Genomic DNA, 22,399 nt, shown 5'->3' with positions numbered 1-22,399 from the left:
TAAAGAGCTAAGAAATGGGGAAATAAATTTAAGTAAAAAGTTAAATGAGGGAAATGCTTGTTTTGTTTAGTAAAGTAGATAGTTTGTGGTTTTTTTGATAGAAATATTGATATATCTAATATTTTGAATGAGTAGGTAGCTCTTAAGACTTTTTTTGTTTCATTAGCTCATTGTTAATTGTATCTTTACTTTTCGATTTAAGAATTAATTATGCGAGTACATTTTATAGCTATTGGAGGTAGTGCAATGCATAACCTGGCGATAGCATTACATCAAAAAGGATATCAGGTTACAGGAAGTGATGATACTATTTTTGAGCCTTCAAAATCAAGATTAGAACGATATGGTTTGTTACCAGAACAATTTGGTTGGTTTCCTGAAAAAATCACATCTAACCTTGATGCTATTATTTTGGGAATGCATGCAAAAGAAGATAATCCAGAGCTTTTTGAAGCACAGAAGCTGGGATTAAAAATCTATTCATATCCAGAATTTTTATACGAGCAATCTAAGAATAAAACACGAGTAGTTATAGGGGGGTCACATGGTAAAACTACCATAACCTCTATGATCTTACACGTTTTGCATTATCATGATAAACAAGTAGATTATATGGTAGGTGCTCAATTAGAGGGGTTTGATACGATGGTGCATCTAACAGAGGAGAACGATTTTATAGTTTTAGAAGGAGATGAGTATTTGTCATCACCAATAGATCGAAGACCAAAATTTCATTTGTACCAACCTAATATTGCTTTAGTAAGCGGTATTGCTTGGGATCACATTAATGTTTTTCCTACGTTTGATAATTATATAGATCAATTTAGGGTTTTTATGAACTCTATAGTTAATGGAGGAGCATTAGTGTATAACGAAGAGGATGTTGAAGTTAAAAAAATAGCAGAATTAGCAGAAAACCCTATGCGTAAATTTCCATACAATACTCCACAATATAGAGTAGAGGAGGGGGAAACTTTATTAGATACTCCCGAAGGAGAAATGCCAATAGAAGTATTTGGAGCTCATAACTTAAATAACCTTGCTGGTGCCAAGTGGATTTGTCAACATATGGGTGTTGATGAAGATGATTTTTATGAAGCAATTGCTTCTTTTAAAGGAGCATCTAAACGATTAGAAAAAATAGCAGAAAGTAATAACGCTGTGGCATATAAAGATTTTGCGCACAGCCCTTCTAAAGTAAGTGCAACTACAAAAGCGGTAAAAGAGCAATATAAAAACAGAACTGTTATAGCCTGTTTAGAATTGCATACGTATAGTAGCTTAAATGCCGAATTTTTAAAAGAGTATAAAGGAGCATTAGATGCAGCTGATGAAGCAGTAGTGTTTTATTCTCCTCATGCAGTAAAAATTAAACAACTTAAAGAAGTTTCTGTAGATCAAATAGCTAAAGCTTTTGATCGAGAAGATTTAATTATTTATACCAATCCAAAAGATTTTAAAGATTATTTAAAACAAAAAGATTTTTCTAACTCTGCATTGTTGCTTATGAGTAGTGGTAATTATGGAGGTTTAGATTTTGATGAGGTTAAATCTATGATCAATCCCTCATTGAAGGTTTAATTTTCTGAAGTTTGTAATAAGGGTTCTTGTACAAACTATACATTAAACTGTTGTAAATGATGATCAAGGTGCTTGTATTGCATTTTTCCCCACTGTTCGTAGGTAAATTTTCCAAACATGGGGTGGGGTGCCCATTCTTTTCGATCCCTTTGATTAGAAAAATCATTTACAAGCTCTAAGAGAGATTCTTTTTCGGTATTGAAATTCTTAGAATCTACAACTTTTAGCTTTGAATGTGTAGGTAAGTTTTTTCTCCAAGGTTTATCACTATACATTGTTTTTTTGAAAAATAATTTAGCAAAAAAATTGGGTTTAAGTTTAATCTGTTCTTTTTGTAAAGCAATTTTTAAAGGAAATTGACAATGATAAAACATTTGGGATACGTCCATTTTCCCCCAGATAGGTATACTAGTATCGGATAATTTATGGATTCTATTTTCTATTTCATTTAATGTAATTTTATCAAAGAGAGATTTCATAAATATGTATATTAAATAATATATAAAAATAATGTTTTATATTAAAAAAGTAAAGGCTAATCATTTAGATTAGCCTTTACATATAAATAATATGTCGTATTTTTTTAACTTACTTCATCAAAGAACAAACTTAAAAACCCATCTAAATCTTCATTAGTTGCAATATCTTTTGGTGTACCTAAGTTGATCATTAAAGGTTGATCTTTAATAGTGCCTTGTAAAAAATATTGAAATGTAGTGCCCATTTGAAACTTATATCCTTTTAGTTGTGCACCAAAAGATGTAAATGTAACTTCTTTTTTGGAGGTATTACTTTCTGCAAATGCGGTTATAGTAGCATCAAAAACTGCAGTTAGCATATCATCATTATAATAATCCCATTTTATAGATGTACCGTTACAAGCTTGTAACTCATATTCAGATTGAGCTTGACATCCGTTAGGAACTTGTATGTTATTTCCTACTAAATTAAGAAACGAAATCTTTTTATCCTGCCCATAAAAACTCAGTGTTGCAAGAAGTAAAACGAAAGTAAAAATATTCTTCATAAATAGGTTAATTTGAAGTTGTTAAAATGTTCATTTTTTAATTAAGGGTGCCCAAATATAGTAAAACTTTCATTTTCAAACAAATATATGAGGTAAATAATGTGACTCAGGAAGTAAAGAGGTGTGGTTGTTTGTGTAATAATTGTAGAATAAGATATTGTAATAGAGATAAATAGTTTATACTTGAAGATGAAGTATTTATATGATTTTTATTTATATTTTAGTTAAATGAGTAAATTAAATTCATCATTTTCTATCAAGGAATGGAGTGAAAATGATCGTCCAAGAGAGAAATTAATCGCTAAGGGGAAGAATTCATTAACCGATGCAGAGCTAATAGCTATACTAATAGGGTCTGGAAACCGGCAAGAGAGCGCTGTAGCATTAAGTAAAAGGATTTTAGCTAGTGTAGATCATAAAATTAATGCCCTAGGCAAATTATCTATAAAGCAATTAACAACCTTTAAAGGTATTGGAGAAGCTAAAGCTATAACTATTGTTGCTGGTTTAGAGTTAGGTCGTAGAAGACGAGAAGAAGATGCACCTTTAGAACCAAAGATAATATGTAGTAAAGATATATTTAATATTTTACGACCCATTATAGGTGATCTTGAACATGAAGAGTTCTGGGTGTTATTTTTAAACAATGCAAATAAAGTAATTCAAAAAAAACAAATTAGTATAGGAGGAAAAACAGGTACGCTGGTAGATGCTAGAATTGTCTTTAGATTAGCTTTAGAATATGGAGCTACTGCTATAGCACTAGGACATAATCATCCTAGTGGAGCATTATATCCTAGTCAATCAGACAAAAAATTAACACATAAACTAAAAGAAGCAGGCCAGACATTAGATATACACCTGTTAGATCATTTGGTTATTACAGAAAAAAGCTATTTTAGCTTTGCAGATGAATCTATACTATAGAGATTCTAATTAGAGATTAAATTATGTTGCTAATTTATGTACAAAAAGTCACTCCTAGAGTCTCTTATATATTTAGACAAGTGTGTAAACGTATTTTAGGGTTAGATATTGATTTTACGTCTAAGATAGAATCTTTTATAGCCCACGATGGGCCAAAGTTTTCTTATGGAAAACATCCTTTAGGAAAAGAGCTTTATTTTCAAAGCGTTGAATTGCTGTTTGATCACGGTTTAAATGATGTAGATATTCAAGTGAGTAATTGGGAAGATACAAAATGCTTTTTTGAAGTCAAACACAGTCATTCAGCATTACCTTTTGATATTTTTGCAGCTAGTTTCTATTTGTTAACAAGATATGAAGAATATTTGCCTCATGTAAAAGATGGTTTAGGACGCTTTCCTGCTACAAAAAGTATTGCTTTTATAAATGATTTTTTAAAAGACCCAGTAGTGGATATATGGGCATATAAATTCAAAAAAAATCTTTTAATTAAATACCCAGATTTAGAATTTCAAAAAAAATCTTTTACCATCATACCTGTTGTTTCTGTAGGGCAGACATTTGCATATAAAAATAAAGGTATTTTAAGATCCATAGGAGGAGGGCTTATAGATATATGGAAATTGCAATTAGATATCCTCATAGATAGAATCAAGGTAATTGTTGGGGTAAAAAAAGATCCTTACGATATATTTGATTTCATAATTGAATTGCAAAAAAAGAAAAAAAGAAAATCTCGCATTTTATTTGGGCTTGGAGATTATTCAACATACGAAAAAAACATAGGGTATAACCACCCAGGACATCATATTGTTATTAAGCATATTGCAGATTATATAGAGGTAGGCCTAAAAGTGTCATACGATGCAATATCTGATATTTCAATTTTAAAAAAAGAAAAATTAAGAGCAGAGAATATTATTAATAGAAGGCTTAAATATGTAATGTGTACTTTTTTTAAAATAAAATTACCAGAGGCATATCGCAATTTTATAGAATTAGAGATAAAAGAAGATTATTCTATGGGCTATTCAGGCTATTCAGGTTTTCGTGCAGGGACTTGTTCACCTTTTATGTTTTATGATCTAGATTATGAAGTACAGACTCCTTTAGTAATTAATTCATTTTGTATTTGTAGTCAAGGCTACAACCAAGATGCTAATGAACCTTTGACAAGAGAGGAGATTGTTTCTTACATTAATAAGGTAAAAGAGGTAAACGGAGTATTTATCCCTGTTTTTAGTAACGTAGTGTTTAGTAATTTACAGAACCAACATTTCTGGAAATCAATTTTAGAATTTATTTGGACTATTGAAAATGAATAATACAATAAAGCATATTTTTTTTGATTTAGATCATACTCTTTGGGATTTTGATAAAAACTCATCCTTGGCATTTCAAATGATTTTTAAAAAATTTGAAATTAACATTGAAGTTCATGATTTTCTAAAAACTTATCAACCCATTAATATGAATTATTGGAAGTTGTATCGAGAAGAAAAAGTAAGCAAATTAGAACTTAGAAGAGGGCGTCTTACAGAAGCTTTTTCTAATTTAAATATCTTTTTTTCTTTAGAAATTATAGATGCAATGTCTGAAGATTATATTGATTTTTTACCTCTTAATAATCATCTTATAGAAGGAACCAAAGATTTATTAGAGTATCTTAACCCTAAATATAATTTACATATTATCACAAATGGTTTTAAAGAAGTGCAAAATAAAAAGTTATTTAATTCAGGAATACAACATTATTTTGATACAGTAACCGATAGTGAAGAAGCAGGGGTGAAAAAGCCAAACCCAGTTATTTTTAAACAAGCAATACAAAAATCTGGGGCACAACTAAATAGTAGCTTAATGATAGGGGATAATTATGAAGCAGATATAGTAGGGGCAGAATCAGTAGGGTTAAAAACTATTTGTTTTAATTATCATAAAGAAACATTACCATTAAGTAATATTCAAGTTTCTAAATTAAGTCAAATAAAAGACTATTTATGATTTTTTGAAGATAGAATAGTAGCAATAATACGATACTAAAGCTACTAAAAATATATGATATATGTTAATAAGATAAATCATATATTCGGTGATAATTTATGAAAATATAGAAACCTTGTCAAAGAAGAATAAGAATTTACAATTAAGTTTTAATGATAAAAAGTGATTATATGTTACGTATATTATTTATAGGAATAATAACGATCTCGGCATTGCGTGTAAATGCTCAAAGTGAAATTAATGATTTTAAATATGTGGTAGTTCCAGATAATTATACCTTTTTTAAAGGTAAAGATGTTTATCAGATAAATTCACTTACCAAATTTTTATTTAATAAATATGGTTTTGAAGCGTATATGAATGGTGATGATTATCCAGAAGATCTTAAAATAAACGGTTGTAAGGCATTACAAGCAGATGTAAAACGTAAATCTGGAGTTTTTGTAACTAAACTTACTGTAGAATTAAAAGATTGTAATGGTAGAATAGTATTCACTTCTTCAGAAGGGAGAAGTAGAGAAAAAGAGTTTAAACCAGCATATCACGAAGCTCTTAGGGAAGCGTTTAAAGATGTAGAAGGGCTTCATTATAACTATAATGGTAATAAAGAAAAATCTGTTAGAATAAAAGGTCAACAGGAGGAGGGTGTTGTTTCTGAAGAAATGCAAGCTGTAGCACTATCTTCCTCAATAGAAAGCACTATTTCTTACCTTTTTAATAATACAATTTTTGTGTTTAAAAAGCAGGAGTATGGGTTTGAGATATTCAAACATGAAGAGAAAGAAATGTTAGTGGGTAAAGCTTTTAAATCTAAAATAAGCAAAAGCTATATAGTACAAGCAGGAGATTTAAGTGGTAATGGCTATTTTGATGCGTATAGTAATTTTATATTAGAACGAATTAACCCAGTAACCAATAAAATAGTTACAGATACATTTGCTAGACAATAAAAAAACAAAGTATTTGTATATGTTTAAATATTTGAAACAAAGTAGAGAGAGGATAGATACTTTTGTTAATATTTATATTTATCTCCCCATCTGGATTTAAGAAATGTTCGAATAGATTGTTCTCGTTGGTTATCTCCTGGATTATATAATTTAGTTTCTGCAATTTCATCAGGAAGAAACTCTTGTTTTACAAAATTATCTTTATGATCGTGTGCATATTTATAATCCTCACCATATCCTAGTTCCTTCATTAGTTTGGTAGGAGCATTTCTTATGGGCAATGGCACAGATAAATCCCCAGTTTGTTTTACCAATTGTTGCGCTTTATTAATAGCCATATATGAAGCATTACTTTTAGGAGAAGAGGCAAGATAAATAGCACATTGGCTTAGTACGATTCTTGCTTCGGGATATCCAATAGTAGTAACAGCTTGAAAAGCGTTATTAGCTAAAATTAGGGCAGTAGGATTGGCATTTCCAATATCCTCAGATGCAGATATAATTAATCTTCTGGCGATAAATTTAAGATCTTCACCTCCTTCAATCATTCGTGCAAGCCAATACACCGAAGCATTAGGGTCACTTCCTCTAATAGATTTAATGAATGCCGAAATTATGTCGTAGTGTTGTTCTCCTGTTTTGTCATAACGAACCGTGTTTTGTTGCACAAGTTTTAATACCAGATCATTAGTGATTGTAATTGGGTCTTGATCTTGGCTAGAGACAATTAATTCAAAAATATTTAGTAGCTTACGAGCATCTCCACCACTAAGTTTAAGTAAAGATTCGGTCTCTTTTAGTTTTATTGTTTTGGTTTTTAAATACTCATCTTCTTGCATTGCTCTGTGTAGTAGAGCTTCTAATTCTTTTTTTCCAAAAGGATTAAGAGTGTATACCTGACAACGTGATAAAAGAGCTGGTATGACTTCAAAGCTAGGGTTTTCAGTTGTAGCTCCAATGAGTGTAACCCAGCCTTTCTCTACAGCACCTAATAAAGAATCTTGTTGTGATTTACTAAAACGATGAATTTCATCAATAAAAAGAATTGGATTTTTTGTTGTAAATAATCCTCCGCTTTGTTTTGCTTTGTCAATAACTTCTCGAACATCTTTTACGCCGCTATTTATTGCGCTAAGAGTATAAAAAGGTCTTTTAGACTCACTAGCAATAATATTAGCAAGGGTTGTTTTTCCTACTCCAGGAGGCCCCCAAAGTATTAAAGATGGAATAATTCCTTTTTTAATTTGTTGGGTTAAGGAACCGTCATCACCAATAAGGTGTTCTTGACTCAAGTATTCTTCGAGGGATTTTGGACGGATTCTTTCTGCTAGCGGTTTATTCATGAGTGTAAAAATACAAGCTTTTGTAGAATTTTAAGTGCAAAATTTTTAATTGTAAACAGAATAAAGGGGGATATGTTTTTTTTTGTTGATTCGATATTTATTAAGAGTATTTAGGTTTAAAGTAAGGTATGTCTGCCATTTTAGCCGAAAAGAGTATTTTGGAATTTTTTTTGCTATATCCTTGATATTATGCAAGAAAAAGATAAGTATTTTAAATTTAGCACAGGAGTAGTTGGATATCCTCTATTATTTGTTTTAGTTATTTGGATAGTTTTTTGGTTCGAGATTCGTTTTGGCTTTGATTTTAATCGTTTTGGAGTATATCCAAGGACAATTATAGGCTTAAGAGGGGTTTTGTTTTCTCCTTTTATCCATGCAGATATTAATCATTTATGGCATAATACCTTACCGTTATTGATTCTATCCGCTGCGCTGTTCTTTTTTTATCAGAAAAATGCTTGGAAAGTATTGATTGTCGGAATATTTTTAACAGGTATTCTAACGTGGTTTTTGGGTAGACCAGCAAATCATATAGGAGCTAGTGGTGTAATATATATGCTTTTTGGTTTTCTTTTTTTTAAAGGAATTATAACAAAACATCTTAGGTTAATAGCATTGTCTTTTATAGTAGTTTTTATTTATGGTAGTATGGTAATGTATGTTTTCCCGATAGACCCTAAAATATCTTGGGAAGGTCATTTGTCAGGCATAGTAACAGGGGCATTATTGGCTTTTACTATAAAAAAGGGGATAGCTCCTCCTATGTTATATTCTTGGCAATCCAAAGACTATAATCCAGAAGAAGATGAGTTTTTAAAACATTTTGATGAAAATGGTAATTTTATAGAAAATATTCAGCAAGAAGATTTGGAAGCAGAAGAAGGAATCAAAATTATTTATGAATATAAGGAAAAAGCCATGGATGATGATTCTAAGGAGAGTAATTAAGTATAAGTTTTTCTTATAGCCTTTGTCTAGTTACTTCATATAGAAACACCCCGCAGGCAACCGATACATTTAAGGAGGCAATATCTCCATACATAGGTAACTTTGCTTGATAATCCACCAATTTTAAAACAGATGTTGATATTCCTTTACCTTCACTACCCATGATTATTGCAGTTGGGATTGTTAAGTCAGTATCATAAATATTTGTTGTTGCTTTTTCAGTAGCTGCTACCACTTGAATTCCTGATCCCTGAAGATAAAACATCGCATCTTTTATATGATCAACCTTACAGATAGGCATTTTGAAAACAGCGCCAGCAGAGGTTTTGATTGTATCAGCATTAACAGGGGCACCACCTTTCTTTTGAATAATAATACCATCTACACCAGTACATGCTGCAGTTCTAATAATTGCTCCAAAATTTCTAACATCAGAAAGCTGATCTAAGATCAAAAATAAAGGAGTTTTTCCAGATTCTATTGTATTAATAACAAGATTTTCCAGATCATAAAAATCAATAGGAGATATATTTGCGACTGCTCCTTGATGATTTTTAGCCGTAAGTCTGTTTAGTTTTTCTATAGGGACATAGGTAAAAGTAATATTGTTTTCTCTTACAAGTTGCATTAACTCTTTAGCAATATCTCCTTGTAATCCTTTTTGGATAAAAAGTTTGTCAATAGTTTTTCCTGCTAAAATAGCTTCTATAATAGCTCTGATACCAAAAATTAAAGATTCATTTTTCATAGTTGCCAAAGATAGTTATAAAAATAGATCTCGATGAAATTTCATCGAGATCTATTTTTATAACTATAATTTTTTCATTAAACCTTAGATAAGAAAAGATTAGTTTTTTGAATTTAAGTTGTTTATGAAATTAAATAATTGAATCAAATCTTTTTCTTTTTTAAGGTTAATCTTTTGACCTTTTATAAAATTAGAAATACTAGAATGATCTTGCTCAGGGAAAAGCAGATATAATTTTTTGCTTTTTCTAGGAAGTTCTTTAGCTTCTTGAGAGTCTTCAGTAAGAATGTAATAAGAGATGAATGTAGAAAACTTAGCAGGGCTCGCTTTAGATAAAGAAGTAGAAGCTTCAACACCACGATCTCTGAATATTTTTTTTATTCTTTTATATAAAACATGAGCTTTAGAGGGGTTTGTAAGTGAAATTAAGTACCCATTCTCTGCAATTTTATTTATGGGTTTAAAAGAACCATAAATTAATTTTTGATCATTTATAACGCAGTTAATTAATGTGCTTTTAATTAGAGCGGCATATTCTTGATGTTTAGTGTTTTTTTTGATTTCAATTTCATCACTAAAAATATTATATCTCATGTATAGTTTTCCAATAGGATTAGTTTCATAATATACATCACCTCTGGTAAAATTTTCTGATAAATAAGGAGATCCTTTTATTTTATCTAGGGGTAGTCCATCTTTGTATCCTTTTTTTACCTTATTAAATAAATCATCCAGTTTAAGATTTCGACCTTGTTGATATGCTGGTGCTTCTGATAGCCCTTGCGCTACAACAGAATAATTTAGGATTAATGATACAATCAAAAGTATCCGAAATACATTAGTGTTTTTTGATAAAGAATTTAAGTATTTCATTTTAAAATAGTATTTGTGTTTTATTTCTAATTAAGTAATCTGTTTTAAAGGTTTTGTATGTTTAATACTAAAGTTTTGTTTTATAGCGCTGTGATTGATTTGCATAGCAGTAGCTATAGAAATCACGAACAAAGAATATACATCAGAAAATGAATACCTTTAGATGTGACATTTTATGGTTAAATAGGTATTATACGATTTACGAATAAAAATCTCACATATAATCGCATTCTTTTTCTACTATATTTTCTTCATAAAATGAAACAATAGCTATGACTATTCTTTAATTTGATTCATCAATCTAACGAAAAACCTTTGCAATTATTTATACGTAATTCTCATCCGTAAATTGTATTAGTAGCATTAGAGATTACTAAATTTGTAAAAAAAATCTCAGCAAACGATATGTTTGCTGAGATTTGATATTCATTAAAAACTAAAAATAGATATCTTTATTTTAGAAGATATATTTTAAGGTTTAGTTTTTCTTTGCAATAAGTTTATAATCACCCCAATCACCATCGCTATCAGCGTAAAGAAGATTTAATATAATTTTGCCAGTACAAGAGAAAAAGAAACTTGTATCAGTGTTTGTATTAATTGTTCCTAGTGAAAAACCATCAAAAGTATCAGCAACTACTTGTTTTTCTATATTAATGGTACCAAGATTTAAATTTATAGACATAGTAAAACTTCTTTCAGCAGTATATAAACCAGTTACTATTGCAGTATCATCAGTTGGACCAGGAATTACTTCAAAAGTAGTGTTTGCAGGTTCGTTTTCTACAAATCCATCACTTATAACGGTGTATGTCCCGTAGGGGTTATCAGAAGTGTCAAAAGGACATATTATAGAGGTCGTGTGGTTAAAACCTTGAAATTGACCAGAACCTCGAGAATCTCCATTTAAATTAGAAAAAGAAGCTGTCTGACCATTAGTACCTGTGGCAGTAGATTCAAATTTAAACTCATCCCCAGGAATAAGACTATCTGCATTTACACCTAAGGCATTAGCAACATCATTTCTAGTAATACTAAAATCAGCAGGAAAAGATGTGGCTTTTTTAACAGATACTACTTTGGATACTGCATCGTTAGATATATGTTTAACTCTCAAATCATATTCTGCGACATTATTTGCAGGAGCGGATATTGTAAATTTGTAACTTGTTTCTGGTTTTGTGAAATCAATTACAAGATTATTAGGATCTTTAGCAATAGTTACAAATGTAGCATCGTTACTACGTTCACTATCAATAAATAGTGGGTTTTTGTCTTCATCTTCGCAACTAGTAATTGCTAAAGATGCAAAAAGAACAAAGAATATTTTTATATATGTATTTTTCATATCTATTTTGTTTTTAGTCAATAAAGTTTGCAGGGTTAGTATCCCAAAACACTTGCGTAGAAATAGGTTTGCTATCTACGCTACTATTTCTATTAACAAGAGCGTCAGGATAAGGAAATGTCCTTATGTATACCCCAGGAGTAGCTAATAATGTAGGCTGTAAGTCTGGTTTCCCTGTTCTTCTATATGTGTTATATGCCTCTACACCATTTTGCCATAAAGCAAGGAAATATTGTTCTATGATAATGTCAAGTTTTGCGTCATCATCTAATCCTGGTGCATCATATTTTTCTAGTATTGCATCTTTATAAGTAGTAATGTCAGAAGCTGAAGGAACAAGAGATGAAGGTATTTCATCTGCAGGTAATTGTTGTCCAAAAGCTAATACTTTGGTAATTGATTGAGCAATACCAGCGTCTAGGTGTGCTCTCGCATCACCACTGTAACTAGTTGTTAAAGCAGCTTCTGCTAACATAAATTGGACGTAAGATGATAACATAATCATAGAACTACCCGCGCCTCTTAGACCTACATTTCTGTTACGAACATTAGCACCAGAATCATTATCAAAAGGACCTCCTACAGGATATACGCCAAATAGTGTTCTTAAAGCATCATCTGGTGGAAGACCATCATCATCTCCATGATCTCTACCCCAATAACCACTACCTACGCTATTACAATAGGTCTCTTCTGTAGAGTAGTGCGCAGGTCTGTCTTCACTAATACATGGTTTTTTCTGTTCATCTGCAGCAGTATAATCTGTTTCCTGTCTGTATATATAATAACGTCTTCTAGGATCATTTATATTTGCATCAGCTAAGTTTTTTTGATTTACTAAAGCATTCATGTACCAGTTACCTACATAATCTAACGGGCCATTATCAAAACTAATTCCAAATAAAGGGTGTCTGCTATCTGGATTAACGTCGGTAGTAGAATAGTTAAATTGAAAGTCATCCGCAGATGATTGAATGTAATTTCCTTCTGTTACAATTGCAGTTATTTTATTTCCTGCATTAGCATCTACTAGCCTAGTTTGTAGATATGACTTTAGGCGTAAAGTGTTAGCAAGTTTTATCCACTTACTTTCATCTCCTCCATAAAAGAAATCATTAGCTACATCTGCTGATTCTTCTTTATTAAAGTTTACAATAGCATCAATCAATAATTGCTCTATAGCGGTATAAATATCTTTTCCAGGTGTTAGGCCAGGGTTAGTGTTTTCTGAGCCTAAAAAAGCTTCCTCGTAAGGGAAATCACCAAAATAGTCTACTAAGGTCATCATTATATACGCTTCTGAAACTTGAGCAATGCCAAGATGGGTATACAAACCTTTTTCCTCAGCCAATGGAATTAGTGTTCGAATATCTATCATAACACCAGTATATGCATCTGCATACATACCATTTAAATCTGCAGGCGTATATGCATTTTGATAAGAAGTACCACCAGTCATAGCTATCATTCTGGTTACTTGCATGCCCAATTCATTTGCGCCATTAAAATTATCTGTATTGTCAGAATCAAAAAAGGCAGTAAGTCCTAATTGTATTCCAGATACAAATAAATCTTCAGATGCTTGATCAGGTTGTAATCTGCTAGGATTATCTAAAAGATCCAATTCGGTTGTCTCACAAGAGTTAGTTACTATTACGAGACCGATTAATACTAAAGGGATAGTAAAGTATTTAAATATCGTATTTGTTATATTATATTTTTTCATAGTTTTTTTATTAAAACGTTGCTTGAATACTAAACCCATATCTTCTAACACTAGGACCTGTAATGAAATCTATTCCTAATCCATTACCAACACCTGTACTTAAAGAGTTGGTGTCGAATCGAACATCTTCTGGGAAATTAAAAGCTTTATACCATAAATTATATCCAGATGCCTTGATTGAAACGCTTCCAAAAGGAGTGTTGTTTAAAAACTTAGAAGGCATTTTGTATCCAACTGCTAACTCATTAAGTCTAAGAGTTGAACCATCAAACATTTTAAACTCATTTGCACCAAAACCATAAGTGTCAAAACCTACATTAGCAGCAGTTACTTGGGTAGTATTAGGGTTTGTTGCGACAACTTGTCCATCGCTATTGAATTGTTGAACAACCCCTGGAAGTACATATAAAGCTTCTCTGTCAAGAGGATCATCTTTATCTACTACACCACGTCCAATAAGAGAAGCAGTAGTAGTAGAGTATATATCACCACCATGGCGGTATTGCCAATCCATATAAAAAGAGAATCCTTTATAGCTAAAACTAGAGTTAAGATTAGTTGTCCAATCTGGGTTTGGATCCCCTAATTCTTTAAGATCATTATCTATAATGTATGCTCCATCGTTATCAACAAGCCTGTTCCCATTAGCATCTCTAGCTACTGTACTACCTAAAATAACGCCATAAGGTCTTCCTTCTACAGCAAAGTTTGCTCCTTCTCCAATAACAAAATTAGTAAGAGCGATTCTATCAACACTATCATCAAGGTTTTTTACTTCATTTTCATCAGCATAGAAATTACCACTCAAATTCCATTTAAACCCATCAGCATCATTTGGTCTTATAATATCAATATTATAATCTATCTCAATACCTTTTGTTTGTAATTCTCCAGCATTTACTTGTTGTACATCAAACCCGGTTGCAGGGTCTAATGCTTGATCGGTCAATAAATCAGTAGTTTTTTTACTAAATACACTTATATTGAAATCTAAACGTTTGAAAAATTTTGTATCCATACCAAGCTCAAATTCACCAACTAGTTCAGGTTTTAAATCAGGGTTACCTAATCTGTCAGCAACAGAATTAGTTGGGATAGCAGCTCCATTTTCTGTCACAAAACCTCTAGGGTTAAGGTCTAGAACATTTCTGGTACTGTATGGGAAAGGGAATCCAGCAGAAGACCCATATCCGAAACGAAGTTTTAAGTAATTTAATGTATCCCCAGCTAAACCTTCAAATGCAGAAGTTGGCACAAATGAAATACTTGTAGCAGGATAGAATAAAGAATTATTTCCTCTTTCTAGAGTAGAAGACCAGTCGTTACGACCAGATACATTAAAATAAAGAAAGTCTTTATAACCTAAAGTCGAATCAAAGTACATTCCAATAGTATTCACAGTTTGTTTAAGTCCTATAGGAAGGTTGCTAAAACTGTTAAATGATGATTGACTTCCAAAATTAAAGTGTTCTAGAACTCCGAATGATAATTGTCCTACACTTTCTACACCTTCTCTTTCAAAACTCTCATATCTTGGGTTTAGTCCAAGGTTTACATTTAAATTAAGATTTTCAGATAAATCTTTATTAGCATTTAAAGATAATGTATGATCCCAAATAGTATTTACAACAGCAGTAGTTCTGTAAATCCCTAGTTGTTGCCCGTCAACCCCTCCTTTATTTTGTCCATATGTATTTGATTCTGTGTATTGATCAATACCTACACGATAAGAAAGACTTAGCCAATCTTTCATGTCATATTTTAATGCAACATTACCAAATATTCTACGAACCTCTTGTGTTGCTTTAGTGTTAGCAACAGTCCATCTTGGATTTTGTATATCATTTCCTGATCGGTAGTATACACTACGCCCATCTTGTGCTTGAAATGGTAATCCAAATAAATTAACACTCCTAGGGGTGTATAAAAGATCACCAAAGACTGATCCTCCATCAAAACTAGTACCTGATCCAAAACTAGGAGCAACAGGAGGAGATTTAAAATCTGTTAAAGCAAAATTAATAACTCCACTAACAGTTAATTTGTTTACTAATTTAGCGCTACCACCTAATCCTATATTATTTCTTCTTAATGTATTTCCAGGAGTTACACCTTCATCATTTAAATGAGTATAACTTAAATTAAATCGTCCTTTTTCGGATCCTCCCCCTATATTAATAGATGTGGTCGAAGTATATCCTGTTTTAAAAAAATCATCAACACTATTATATGGTTGGTATTTGTATGGAGTATCGATCTGATCTTCAACACCGATGTTAAGGGTTTGATCAGAAATATTTCCAAGAGGACCATTTACAAGTGTAGTTCCATCAGGAGCTATACCAATAAAATTTGGATTAGCAGACAAATCACCATTAAAAGAAGGTCCCCAGTTACTAAAGAAGAACCCGTAACTTTGATGAAAACCACCTCCATAATTATTTTGGTATTTGGGTAAAATAGCTTCAGAAGCAAAAATAGATTGAGTAAGAGTTACTTCAAATTTTTCTTTTGAAGATGCTGTTGCTCCATTTTTAGTAGTAATAAGAATAACACCGTTACTACCAGCTTGACCATATAAAGTTGTAGCACTTAATCCTTTTAATACGTTAACATTTTCAATTGAATTTGGATCTAAATCCAAAAATCTACTAGATTCTGTTACGTTGTCAAGGAAATTTGTTTGGGTGTTTGTTCCTCCATCAAAAGGAACACCATCTACAACGAAAAGAGGCTGGTTACTACCAGTTACAGAACTATACCCACGAATAATGATATTAGTTCCAGAACCAGATAATCCGTTGGTAGAAGTAATGTTTACTCCTGCGGCTTTACCAGATAAGATACGACCTAGATCGGCCTCTGCTTTCTGTTCAATTTTATCATTAGCAACAGTACTTACAGCATAACCAAGAGATTTTTTCTCTCTCCGGATACCTTGTGCTGTGACAATAACTTCTTCAAGTTGTGCTGCATCTTCTGATAATTGAACATTAATTCTATTGCTGTCTCCGACAACAATTTCTTTCGCGGCAAAACCTACGTAACTATAAGTTAACACAGAACCTCTATTTGCATTGATGGTGTAATTACCATCAAAATCGGTTTGTGTACCTGTAGCAGTGCCTTTTACAACGATATTTACTCCAGGTAAAGGAAGACCACTATTGTCTGTCACATTACCAGAGATCGTTTTTTCTTGTGCAAACGATAGTTGCACTACAAACGCTAGAATTAGCGTTAGAATTCCACTAAACTTTGTTCTCATTTTTATGATTTATTTGAATTAGCCAATGTCAAAAATCACAATAATATCTTTATTAAGCAATTTTTTTTCATAAAAAATTAACTATTCATTAATATTTTATGATAATAATAATTGATATATGTAAGTTTTGTGTGAATTAATTTTATTAATGTTAATAGTTTGTTTTTTAGGTAACTATTATTGAAGCCTGTCTTTATGATAAACTGGTTTTTTATTTTAATGGTTTATTTGTTAAAAAAAAGATTAAATATATAGGGTGTAGTTTGGTTTCTTAATATTTTGTTCTGTATCAGAACAAAGATGAAGTAGATGTTTTGTTTTAGATTGATAGTCTGTTTATTCTTTTTGAAAACATTATTATTGTTTTTGGAGGAGTAGGTATTCAGGTTTGTGTTTATTTTAGTGTAAATCATTATAGTTGATAAGGTTGTTGATGTAGAAGAGTGTTGTTTCTGAAAAACCATCTTTGTTTAATGTCTTTTACGTCAAATTAGTTATTAAGTACTTTTAGTTAAGCAACTAAATAGATGTAATTTTGATTCTGAAAAAATACTGTGGTAATGTTTGTAGGGTATTATTTGTGTTTCTGAAATTGTAAAGAGGTGTGCTGATTGTAGTTGTTAAAAGAAAAAGTCTTGTTCAGATTGGAGGTGTATTGAGGAAAGATTATAGTTAGTTAATAAATAGAGGGTGGTTTTGGTAACATAAATGCGCTTATGGAGTTTAAAGTTATAATCGTTCAGCTAAGATAGAATTAAGATGTAATTGAATAAAAAAGACGGATATGTTTTAAAATTAATCCCTTAAGATTTGATTTACTGAAAATTATTCCTACCTTTGCAGCCCTTTAAAAGGGATATTTGGAAAAATAATAAAAACAGTGTAAAGCAAATTATGCCAACAATTTCACAATTAGTAAGAAAAGGTAGAGCCAAAATAACTAAGAAGAGTAAATCGGCTGCTTTGGATTCGTGCCCGCAACGCCGCGGTGTTTGTACGCGTGTTTATACTACAACTCCTAAAAAACCAAATTCAGCTATGCGTAAAGTAGCTCGTGTTAGGTTAACAAACGGGAAAGAAGTAAACGCGTATATCGGTGGTGAAGGTCATAACCTCCAAGAGCACTCGATAGTATTAGTTAGAGGTGGAAGGGTAAAAGATTTACCAGGAGTTAGATATCATATTGTTCGTGGAGCTTTAGATACCGCAGGTGTCGAAGGAAGAACGCAACGTAGATCTAAGTATGGTGCAAAACGCCCTAAGAAGTAATTAAAAACTTTAAGAAGAAGACATGAGAAAAAGAAAGGCCAAAAAGAGACCAATTTTGCCAGATCCACGTTTTAATGATCAATTAGTGACTCGTTTCGTTAATATGATGATGTGGGATGGTAAAAAGTCAACTGCTTTTAAAATATTCTATGATGCTATAGATATTATAGATGAAAAGAAACAAAACGAAGAAAAAACTTCATTAGAAATGTGGAAAGATGCGTTATCTAACGTAATGCCTCACGTAGAGGTACGAAGCAGACGTGTTGGAGGAGCTACTTTTCAGATACCTAATCCAATCAGACCAGATCGTAAAATATCTACAGCTATGAAGTGGTTAATTCAGTTTTCTCGTAAAAGAAATGAGAAATCTATGGCTCAGAAACTAGCTGCAGAAATTATAGCTGCAGAGAAAGAAGAAGGAGCAGCTGTTAAGAAAAGAGTAGATACTCATAAGATGGCTGAAGCGAATAAAGCATTCTCACACTTTAGATTTTAATCCTTAAGAAATGGCTAGAGATTTAAAATATACTAGAAATATAGGAATTGCTGCTCATATTGATGCAGGAAAGACTACTACGACAGAGCGTATCCTTTATTATACAGGAGTAAGTCACAAGATTGGAGAAGTTCATGATGGTGCTGCGACTATGGATTGGATGGAGCAAGAACAAGAAAGAGGTATTACTATTACTTCTGCTGCTACAACATGTACTTGGAATTTCCCTTTAGAAAACGGACAGTCTGTTGATGAGACTAAGGGATATCATTTTAATATTATTGATACTCCAGGACACGTTGATTTTACTGTAGAAGTAAATCGATCTCTTCGAGTTTTAGATGGTCTTGTTTTCTTGTTTAGTGCAGTAGATGGTGTGGAACCACAATCTGAAACAAACTGGAGACTTGCAGATAATTATAAAGTTCCAAGAATTGGATTTGTAAATAAAATGGATCGTCAAGGATCTAATTTTATGGCAGTTTGTCAGCAAGTGAAAGATATGTTAGGTTCTAATGCAGTTCCTATTGTATTAAATATTGGTGATGAAGCAGATTTTAAAGGTATTGTTGACTTGGTTAAAAACCGTGCTATAGTATGGCATGATGATACTCAGGGAGCTACTTTTGATGTTGTTGATATTCCAGAGGATTTAAAAGAAGAAGCTAGAATTCTTCGTGGTAAGCTTATTGAAGAGGTTGCTGCTTATGATGAAGATCTTTTAGAGAAATATATGGAAGATGAAGATTCAATTACAGAAGAAGAAGTGCACGCTGCGCTTCGTGCTGCTGTAATGGATATGTCTATTATCCCTATGATCTGTGGGTCAGCATTTAAAAATAAAGGAGTTCAATTTCTATTAGATGCGGTATGTCGTTATTTACCTTCTCCAACAGATAAAGAAGGTATTGTAGGGATAAACCCAGATACAGATAAAGAAGAATTACGTAAACCTGATGCAAAAGAGCCTTTCGCTGCTTTAGCATTTAAGATAGCTACTGATCCTTTCGTGGGTCGTTTAGCATTTTTCCGTGCATATTCAGGTCGTTTAGATGCAGGTTCTTATATATTGAATAATCGTTCAGGTAAAAAAGAACGTATTTCTCGTATTTATCAGATGCATTCTAACAAACAAAATGCAATTGATTATATCGAGGCTGGAGATATTGGAGCTGCAGTAGGGTTTAAGGATATCAAGACCGGTGATACTATGTCTGATGAAAAACATCCTATTGTTTTAGAGTCTATGGATTTTCCTGATCCAGTAATAGGTATAGCAGTGGAGCCTAAAACAAAGGCAGATGTTGATAAGCTGGGTATGTCGTTAGCAAAATTAGCAGAAGAAGATCCTACATTTACAGTTAGAACTGATGAAGCTTCAGGACAGACAATTATTTCTGGAATGGGAGAACTTCATTTAGATATTATTGTAGATCGTTTAAGACGTGAATTCAAAGTTGAAGTAAATCAAGGTCAGCCGCAAGTAGAATATAAAGAAGCTATTACAGCTGCAGCAGATCACAGAGAGGTTTATAAGAAACAATCTGGTGGTCGTGGTAAATTCGCAGATATTGTGTTTACTATTGAGCCAGCTGATGAAGGTGTTGTTGGATTGCAGTTTGAGTCTATTATTAAAGGTGGTAACGTTCCTAAAGAATTTATCCCTTCAATTGAAAAAGGATTTAAAATGGCAATGGTAAATGGTCCATTAGCAGGATACGAAGTAGATTCTATGAAAGTGACATTGAAGGATGGATCTTATCATGATGTTGATTCAGATCAGTTGTCTTTCGAATTAGCTGCTAAATTAGGTTTTAAGAATTCAGCAAAAGCTGCTAAAGCCGTAATTATGGAGCCAATAATGAAGTTAGAGGTTATTACTCCAGAAGAAAACATGGGTGATATCGTAGGTGATCTTAACCGTCGTAGAGGGCAAGTGAGTGATATGGGGGACCGTGCAGGTGCAAAAACAGTAAAAGCGACTGTTCCGCTTTCTGAAATGTTTGGTTATGTAACAACATTAAGAACATTATCATCTGGTAGAGCAACATCTACAATGGAATTCTCTCACTATGCTGAAACCCCTTCTAATATTTCAGAAGAAGTTATTGCAGCAGCAAAAGGAGTTAACGCTTAATTATTACAGAAATGAGTCAAAAAATCAGAATAAAACTAAAATCTTACGATCACAACTTAGTAGATAAATCTGCAGAGAAAATCGTAAAGACGGTAAAGAGTACAGGAGCTGTAGTAACTGGGCCAATTCCTTTGCCAACACATAAAAAAATATTTACAGTACTTCGTTCACCACACGTAAACAAAAAATCTAGAGAGCAATTTCAATTGAGTTCTTATAAAAGACTTTTGGATATCTATAGTTCTTCTTCAAAAACGATTGATGCGTTAATGAAATTAGAGTTACCAAGTGGGGTGGAAGTAGAGATTAAGGTGTAATTTTGAATTTCTAGAATTCTTCTTAATAAAGATCGCTTAGCGATGTCAAAGCGAAAAATGTCCCAAGCTGCGCGCAAGGGAAAAACGATAAAAAACATTCAGGGTTGAAATGTTTTGACCCTGTTTTTTTGTTTGTTTATAAAAAATTAAAATAAGAATAGTAATAATTAATAATTAATAAATATGTCTGGGTTAATAGGAAAAAAGATCGGTATGACCAGCATCTTCGACGAAAATGGAAAGAACATTCCATGTACAGTTATCGAAGCTGGACCATGCGTGATTACCCAAGTCAGAACTGAAGAAGTTGATGGCTATGAGTCTATTCAGCTAGGTTTCGATGACAAAGCAGACAAAAATGCTACTAAAGCGGCCTTAGGTCATTTTAAAAAAGCAGGAACTGTTGCTAAACGTAAAGTTGTCGAATTCAAAGGTTTTGAAAAAGGGTACAAATTAGGAGATACAGTAACGGTAGAGCATTTTACTGAAGGAGAATTTGTTGATGTTTCAGCAACCTCTAAAGGTAAAGGTTTTCAAGGAGTGGTAAAGAGACATAACTTCGGTGGTGTAGGTCAAGCAACTCATGGTCAACATAACCGTTTAAGAGCTCCAGGTTCTATAGGTGCCGCATCATATCCTGCAAGAGTTTTTAAAGGAATGAAAATGGCAGGAAGAATGGGAGGAGATCAAGTAAAAATTGAAAACTTAAGGGTGTTAAAAGTGGTTCCTGAAAAGAATCTACTTGTTGTTAAAGGATGTGTTCCTGGGCATAAAAACACGTATGTAACGATTCAGAAGTAATGGAAGTAACGGTAATTGATATTAACGGGAAAGAAACAGGCAGAAAGGTAGACCTTTCTAAAGCTGTTTTTGGTATAGAACCAAATGATCATGCTGTGTACTTAGATGTGAAGCAATACTTGGCTAATCAACGCCAAGGTACTCATAAAGCTAAGGAACGTGCAGAGATTGCAGGTAGTACTAGAAAAATAAAGAAACAAAAAGGAACAGGTACGGCTAGAGCCGGAAGTATAAAGTCTCCTGTGTTTAAAGGTGGAGGTAGAATTTTTGGTCCAAGACCACGTAACTACTCTTTTAAATTAAACAAAAATTTAAAGAAACTTGCTCGTAAATCAGCATTGAGTATTAAGGCAAATGATAAAGCTATCACGGTAGTCGAAGACTTTACTTTTGATACAATAAAAACGAAAAATTTTATAGCAGTTTTAAAGTCTTTAGGACTTGAGAATAAAAAATCTTTGTTTGTGTTGCCTGAGTCAAATAAAAATGTATATTTGTCGTCACGCAATTTAAAAACCTCAGAAGTTATAACTTCTTCAGAATTAAGTACTTACAAAATACTTAATGTGAATAATTTAGTCATTCTAGAGAGTTCTTTGAAAGGAATTGAAACGAATTTAAGTAAATAGAAGC

At 32.3% G+C, this 22,399-nt stretch carries 20 protein-coding genes; 12 read left to right on the top strand and 8 right to left on the bottom strand.

The annotated features are described in order from the left end of the window. Nucleotides 1–210 precede the first annotated feature (210 nt). Nucleotides 211–1,581: a UDP-N-acetylmuramate--L-alanine ligase gene (locus H527_RS0106755; RefSeq protein WP_027411995.1), complete on the top strand. Its 1,371-nt coding sequence runs from the start codon at nucleotides 211–213 to the stop codon at nucleotides 1,579–1,581. Nucleotides 1,582–1,616: 35 nt separating this feature from the next. Here H527_RS0106755 and H527_RS0106750 read toward each other — a convergent pair whose 3' ends face one another. Beyond that, nucleotides 1,617–2,060 carry a DUF1569 domain-containing protein gene (locus H527_RS0106750; protein WP_027411994.1) on the bottom strand — a complete coding sequence of 148 codons (444 nt, stop codon included), beginning with the start codon at nucleotides 2,058–2,060 and terminating at the stop codon, nucleotides 1,617–1,619. 104 nt (nucleotides 2,061–2,164) lie between these two features. After that, nucleotides 2,165–2,608, bottom strand: coding sequence for a hypothetical protein (locus tag H527_RS0106745; protein WP_027411993.1), 444 nt, complete (start codon nucleotides 2,606–2,608; stop codon nucleotides 2,165–2,167). 228 nt (nucleotides 2,609–2,836) lie between these two features. On the opposite strand from H527_RS0106745, the gene radC reads away from it, so the two are divergent. The 4 genes from radC to H527_RS23075 all read left to right on the top strand — a co-directional run bounded on the left by radC (nucleotide 2,837) and on the right by H527_RS23075 (nucleotide 6,489). After that, complete coding sequence (gene radC, locus H527_RS0106740) at nucleotides 2,837–3,535, top strand: RadC family protein (protein WP_027411992.1); 699 nt, start codon at nucleotides 2,837–2,839, stop codon at nucleotides 3,533–3,535. Nucleotides 3,536–3,558: 23 nt separating this feature from the next. After that, a complete protein-coding gene (locus H527_RS0106735; RefSeq protein ID WP_027411991.1) occupies nucleotides 3,559–4,860 on the top strand; it encodes a polysaccharide deacetylase family protein in 1,302 nt (433 codons plus the stop codon). Continuing rightward, on the top strand, nucleotides 4,853–5,539 hold the full coding sequence (locus H527_RS0106730; protein WP_035087571.1) for a YjjG family noncanonical pyrimidine nucleotidase: 687 nt from the start codon (nucleotides 4,853–4,855) through the stop codon (nucleotides 5,537–5,539). The genes H527_RS0106735 and H527_RS0106730 overlap by 8 nt, the downstream gene beginning before the upstream one ends. Nucleotides 5,540–5,709: 170 nt before the next feature. Beyond that, nucleotides 5,710–6,489 (top strand): hypothetical protein, encoded by a 780-nt coding sequence (locus tag H527_RS23075; protein WP_051316669.1) that lies wholly within the window; start codon nucleotides 5,710–5,712, stop codon nucleotides 6,487–6,489. Between the two features lie 65 nt (nucleotides 6,490–6,554). Here the strand turns inward: H527_RS23075 and H527_RS0106720 are convergent, their stop codons facing one another. Continuing rightward, nucleotides 6,555–7,832 (bottom strand): replication-associated recombination protein A, encoded by a 1,278-nt coding sequence (locus H527_RS0106720; protein WP_027411988.1) that lies wholly within the window; start codon nucleotides 7,830–7,832, stop codon nucleotides 6,555–6,557. A 189-nt stretch (nucleotides 7,833–8,021) separates the two neighbouring features. Here H527_RS0106720 and H527_RS0106715 point away from each other — a divergent pair, with 189 nt between their 5' ends. Next, nucleotides 8,022–8,780: a rhomboid family intramembrane serine protease gene (locus H527_RS0106715; protein ID WP_027411987.1), complete on the top strand. Its 759-nt coding sequence runs from the start codon at nucleotides 8,022–8,024 to the stop codon at nucleotides 8,778–8,780. 13 nt (nucleotides 8,781–8,793) lie between these two features. Here H527_RS0106715 and rlmB read toward each other — a convergent pair whose 3' ends face one another. The 5 genes from rlmB to H527_RS0106690 form a co-directional block, all read right to left on the bottom strand. Continuing rightward, a complete protein-coding gene (gene rlmB, locus H527_RS0106710; RefSeq protein WP_027411986.1) occupies nucleotides 8,794–9,528 on the bottom strand; it encodes a 23S rRNA (guanosine(2251)-2'-O)-methyltransferase RlmB in 735 nt (244 codons plus the stop codon). 99 nt (nucleotides 9,529–9,627) lie between these two features. Continuing rightward, on the bottom strand, nucleotides 9,628–10,401 hold the full coding sequence (locus H527_RS0106705) for a hypothetical protein (protein WP_027411985.1): 774 nt from the start codon (nucleotides 10,399–10,401) through the stop codon (nucleotides 9,628–9,630). Nucleotides 10,402–10,879: 478 nt separating this feature from the next. Beyond that, nucleotides 10,880–11,749, bottom strand: coding sequence for a hypothetical protein (locus H527_RS0106700; RefSeq protein WP_155837823.1), 870 nt, complete (start codon nucleotides 11,747–11,749; stop codon nucleotides 10,880–10,882). A gap of 13 nt (nucleotides 11,750–11,762) precedes the next feature. Beyond that, nucleotides 11,763–13,475, bottom strand: a complete 1,713-nt coding sequence (locus H527_RS0106695; protein WP_027411983.1) for a SusD/RagB family nutrient-binding outer membrane lipoprotein — start codon at nucleotides 13,473–13,475, stop codon at nucleotides 11,763–11,765. 10 nt (nucleotides 13,476–13,485) lie between these two features. Next, complete coding sequence (locus tag H527_RS0106690; RefSeq protein WP_027411982.1) at nucleotides 13,486–16,743, bottom strand: SusC/RagA family TonB-linked outer membrane protein; 3,258 nt, start codon at nucleotides 16,741–16,743, stop codon at nucleotides 13,486–13,488. Nucleotides 16,744–17,637: 894 nt separating this feature from the next. Here H527_RS0106690 and rpsL point away from each other — a divergent pair. The 6 genes from rpsL to rplD all read left to right on the top strand — a co-directional run bounded on the left by rpsL (nucleotide 17,638) and on the right by rplD (nucleotide 22,395). Then, nucleotides 17,638–18,012 (top strand): 30S ribosomal protein S12, encoded by a 375-nt coding sequence (gene rpsL, locus H527_RS0106685; protein WP_024770883.1) that lies wholly within the window; start codon nucleotides 17,638–17,640, stop codon nucleotides 18,010–18,012. 22 nt (nucleotides 18,013–18,034) lie between these two features. Continuing rightward, nucleotides 18,035–18,511, top strand: coding sequence for a 30S ribosomal protein S7 (gene rpsG / locus H527_RS0106680; RefSeq protein ID WP_027411981.1), 477 nt, complete (start codon nucleotides 18,035–18,037; stop codon nucleotides 18,509–18,511). Nucleotides 18,512–18,521: 10 nt separating this feature from the next. Next, nucleotides 18,522–20,648 carry an elongation factor G gene (gene fusA, locus H527_RS0106675; RefSeq protein WP_027411980.1) on the top strand — a complete coding sequence of 709 codons (2,127 nt, stop codon included), beginning with the start codon at nucleotides 18,522–18,524 and terminating at the stop codon, nucleotides 20,646–20,648. 11 nt (nucleotides 20,649–20,659) lie between these two features. Then, nucleotides 20,660–20,965, top strand: a complete 306-nt coding sequence (gene rpsJ, locus H527_RS0106670) for a 30S ribosomal protein S10 (RefSeq protein WP_010181931.1) — start codon at nucleotides 20,660–20,662, stop codon at nucleotides 20,963–20,965. A gap of 183 nt (nucleotides 20,966–21,148) precedes the next feature. After that, nucleotides 21,149–21,766: a 50S ribosomal protein L3 gene (rplC, locus tag H527_RS0106665; RefSeq protein ID WP_027411979.1), complete on the top strand. Its 618-nt coding sequence runs from the start codon at nucleotides 21,149–21,151 to the stop codon at nucleotides 21,764–21,766. Continuing rightward, nucleotides 21,766–22,395 (top strand): 50S ribosomal protein L4, encoded by a 630-nt coding sequence (gene rplD, locus H527_RS0106660; protein ID WP_027411978.1) that lies wholly within the window; start codon nucleotides 21,766–21,768, stop codon nucleotides 22,393–22,395. Before rplC ends, rplD begins: the two co-directional genes overlap by 1 nt. The last annotated feature ends 4 nt before the right edge of the window (nucleotides 22,396–22,399 follow it).

The sequence above is a fragment of the Aquimarina muelleri DSM 19832 genome (assembly GCF_000430665.1).
Lineage (GTDB): Bacteria > Bacteroidota > Bacteroidia > Flavobacteriales > Flavobacteriaceae > Aquimarina > Aquimarina muelleri.
The sequence above is the reverse complement of the archived record's forward strand: the minus strand, read 5'-3'. Positions and strand labels throughout refer to the sequence as shown.

Excerpts from the sequence above, each read along its gene's own strand:
- H527_RS0106755 (WP_027411995.1), top strand. The coding sequence starts at position 211 with ATGCGAGTACATTTTATAGCTATTGGAGGTAGTGCAATGCATAACCTG.
- H527_RS0106750 (WP_027411994.1), bottom strand. The coding sequence starts at position 2,060 with ATGAAATCTCTCTTTGATAAAATTACATTAAATGAAATAGAAAATAGA.
- H527_RS0106745 (WP_027411993.1), bottom strand. The coding sequence starts at position 2,608 with ATGAAGAATATTTTTACTTTCGTTTTACTTCTTGCAACACTGAGTTTT.
- radC (WP_027411992.1), top strand. The coding sequence starts at position 2,837 with ATGAGTAAATTAAATTCATCATTTTCTATCAAGGAATGGAGTGAAAAT.
- H527_RS0106735 (WP_027411991.1), top strand. The coding sequence starts at position 3,559 with ATGTTGCTAATTTATGTACAAAAAGTCACTCCTAGAGTCTCTTATATA.
- H527_RS0106730 (WP_035087571.1), top strand. The coding sequence starts at position 4,853 with ATGAATAATACAATAAAGCATATTTTTTTTGATTTAGATCATACTCTT.
- H527_RS23075 (WP_051316669.1), top strand. The coding sequence starts at position 5,710 with ATGTTACGTATATTATTTATAGGAATAATAACGATCTCGGCATTGCGT.
- H527_RS0106720 (WP_027411988.1), bottom strand. The coding sequence starts at position 7,832 with ATGAATAAACCGCTAGCAGAAAGAATCCGTCCAAAATCCCTCGAAGAA.
- H527_RS0106715 (WP_027411987.1), top strand. The coding sequence starts at position 8,022 with ATGCAAGAAAAAGATAAGTATTTTAAATTTAGCACAGGAGTAGTTGGA.
- rlmB (WP_027411986.1), bottom strand. The coding sequence starts at position 9,528 with ATGAAAAATGAATCTTTAATTTTTGGTATCAGAGCTATTATAGAAGCT.
- H527_RS0106705 (WP_027411985.1), bottom strand. The coding sequence starts at position 10,401 with ATGAAATACTTAAATTCTTTATCAAAAAACACTAATGTATTTCGGATA.
- H527_RS0106700 (WP_155837823.1), bottom strand. The coding sequence starts at position 11,749 with ATGAAAAATACATATATAAAAATATTCTTTGTTCTTTTTGCATCTTTA.
- H527_RS0106695 (WP_027411983.1), bottom strand. The coding sequence starts at position 13,475 with ATGAAAAAATATAATATAACAAATACGATATTTAAATACTTTACTATC.
- H527_RS0106690 (WP_027411982.1), bottom strand. The coding sequence starts at position 16,743 with ATGAGAACAAAGTTTAGTGGAATTCTAACGCTAATTCTAGCGTTTGTA.
- rpsL (WP_024770883.1), top strand. The coding sequence starts at position 17,638 with ATGCCAACAATTTCACAATTAGTAAGAAAAGGTAGAGCCAAAATAACT.
- rpsG (WP_027411981.1), top strand. The coding sequence starts at position 18,035 with ATGAGAAAAAGAAAGGCCAAAAAGAGACCAATTTTGCCAGATCCACGT.
- fusA (WP_027411980.1), top strand. The coding sequence starts at position 18,522 with ATGGCTAGAGATTTAAAATATACTAGAAATATAGGAATTGCTGCTCAT.
- rpsJ (WP_010181931.1), top strand. The coding sequence starts at position 20,660 with ATGAGTCAAAAAATCAGAATAAAACTAAAATCTTACGATCACAACTTA.
- rplC (WP_027411979.1), top strand. The coding sequence starts at position 21,149 with ATGTCTGGGTTAATAGGAAAAAAGATCGGTATGACCAGCATCTTCGAC.
- rplD (WP_027411978.1), top strand. The coding sequence starts at position 21,766 with ATGGAAGTAACGGTAATTGATATTAACGGGAAAGAAACAGGCAGAAAG.